This window comes from Streptomyces sp. NPDC056144 (assembly GCF_042264145.1).
GTDB lineage: Bacteria > Actinomycetota > Actinomycetes > Streptomycetales > Streptomycetaceae > Streptomyces.
Map to the genome: position 1 here is coordinate 1 of NZ_JBHJVF010000023.1, position 2,587 is coordinate 2,587.

2 rRNA genes (1 of these 2 cut by a window edge) are annotated in these 2,587 nt (G+C 57.8%); both read left to right on the forward strand.

Features of this window, described 5'->3' with window-relative positions:
- Window positions 1–144: 144 nt before the first annotated feature.
- Window positions 145–1,670: ribosomal RNA gene (locus ACFC0Z_RS34680) — 16S ribosomal RNA — on the forward strand.
- A gap of 285 nt (window positions 1,671–1,955) precedes the next feature.
- A 23S ribosomal RNA gene (locus ACFC0Z_RS34685) occupies window positions 1,956–2,587 on the forward strand; it runs 2,570 nt beyond the window's last position.
- The 16S and 23S rRNA genes sit together here, the layout of an rRNA operon.

A 2,587-nucleotide genomic window follows, 5' to 3' on the forward strand; every position in this document is an offset into this window, starting at 1 on the left:
CCATCTTCGGATGGTCGAGGTTCCTTTGAAAAAGTCCATTCCTTCGGGGATGGCAACAACACAGCGAGGACGCTGTGGACAGTCGGCCATATTCCGGCATGACTGTCCCGCTCAACGCGAGTGTCACCGGATATCCGGTAAACATTCACGGAGAGTTTGATCCTGGCTCAGGACGAACGCTGGCGGCGTGCTTAACACATGCAAGTCGAACGATGAAGCCCTTCGGGGTGGATTAGTGGCGAACGGGTGAGTAACACGTGGGCAATCTGCCCTTCACTCTGGGACAAGCCCTGGAAACGGGGTCTAATACCGGATAACACCGGCTTCTGCATGGAAGCTGGTTAAAAGCTCCGGCGGTGAAGGATGAGCCCGCGGCCTATCAGCTTGTTGGTGGGGTAATGGCCTACCAAGGCGACGACGGGTAGCCGGCCTGAGAGGGCGACCGGCCACACTGGGACTGAGACACGGCCCAGACTCCTACGGGAGGCAGCAGTGGGGAATATTGCACAATGGGCGAAAGCCTGATGCAGCGACGCCGCGTGAGGGATGACGGCCTTCGGGTTGTAAACCTCTTTCAGCAGGGAAGAAGCGAAAGTGACGGTACCTGCAGAAGAAGCGCCGGCTAACTACGTGCCAGCAGCCGCGGTAATACGTAGGGCGCAAGCGTTGTCCGGAATTATTGGGCGTAAAGAGCTCGTAGGCGGCTTGTCACGTCGGGTGTGAAAGCCCGGGGCTTAACCCCGGGTCTGCATCCGATACGGGCAGGCTAGAGTGTGGTAGGGGAGATCGGAATTCCTGGTGTAGCGGTGAAATGCGCAGATATCAGGAGGAACACCGGTGGCGAAGGCGGATCTCTGGGCCATTACTGACGCTGAGGAGCGAAAGCGTGGGGAGCGAACAGGATTAGATACCCTGGTAGTCCACGCCGTAAACGTTGGGAACTAGGTGTTGGCGACATTCCACGTCGTCGGTGCCGCAGCTAACGCATTAAGTTCCCCGCCTGGGGAGTACGGCCGCAAGGCTAAAACTCAAAGGAATTGACGGGGGCCCGCACAAGCAGCGGAGCATGTGGCTTAATTCGACGCAACGCGAAGAACCTTACCAAGGCTTGACATATACCGGAAAGCATTAGAGATAGTGCCCCCCTTGTGGTCGGTATACAGGTGGTGCATGGCTGTCGTCAGCTCGTGTCGTGAGATGTTGGGTTAAGTCCCGCAACGAGCGCAACCCTTGTCCTGTGTTGCCAGCATGCCCTTCGGGGTGATGGGGACTCACAGGAGACCGCCGGGGTCAACTCGGAGGAAGGTGGGGACGACGTCAAGTCATCATGCCCCTTATGTCTTGGGCTGCACACGTGCTACAATGGCCGGTACAAAGAGCTGCGATGCCGCGAGGCGGAGCGAATCTCAAAAAGCCGGTCTCAGTTCGGATTGGGGTCTGCAACTCGACCCCATGAAGTCGGAGTTGCTAGTAATCGCAGATCAGCATTGCTGCGGTGAATACGTTCCCGGGCCTTGTACACACCGCCCGTCACGTCACGAAAGTCGGTAACACCCGAAGCCGGTGGCCCAACCCCTTGTGGGAGGGAGCTGTCGAAGGTGGGACTGGCGATTGGGACGAAGTCGTAACAAGGTAGCCGTACCGGAAGGTGCGGCTGGATCACCTCCTTTCTAAGGAGCACAGTACCGATTGCAGGCAAACGTTCTGCACGGTCAGCTCATGGGTGGAACGTTGATTAGTTGGCGTGAGTGTTCCTGATGGTCTTCGAGTACTGCTTCGGCGTGGAAAGAAGAGACGGACGGTAGCTCACGCTTGGCACGTTGTTGGGTGTCTGAGGGTACGGCCGGTTGGTCGTCCTTCAAGACTCCGGCCCCAGTGAACTCACTAGCTTGTCTGGTGGGGTGATGGGTGGCTGGTCGTTGTTTGAGAACTACACAGTGGACGCGAGCATCTGTGGCCAAGTTTTTAAGGGCGCACGGTGGATGCCTTGGCACCAGGAACCGATGAAGGACGTGGGAGGCCACGATAGTCCCCGGGGAGCCGTCAACCAGGCTTTGATCCGGGGGTTTCCGAATGGGGAAACCCGGCAGTCGTCATGGGCTGTCACCCATGCCTGAACACATAGGGCATGTGGAGGGAACGAGGGGAAGTGAAACATCTCAGTACCCTCAGGAAGAGAAAACAACCGTGATTCCGGGAGTAGTGGCGAGCGAAACCGGATGAGGCCAAACCGTATGCGTGTGATACCCGGCAGGGGTTGCGCATGCGGGGTTGTGGGATCTCTCTTTCACAGTCTGCCGGCTGTGAGACGAGTCAGAAACCGTATGGATAGGCGAAGGACATGCGAAAGGTCCGGCGTAGAGGGTAAGACCCCCGTAGCTGAAATCTGTACGGCTCGTTTGAGAGACACCCAAGTAGCACGGGGCCCGAGAAATCCCGTGTGAATCTGGCGGGACCACCCGCTAAGCCTAAATATTCCCTGGTGACCGATAGCGGATAGTACCGTGAGGGAATGGTGAAAAGTACCGCGGGAGCGGAGTGAAATAGTACCTGAAACCGTGTGCCTACAAGCCGTGGGAGCGTCGCG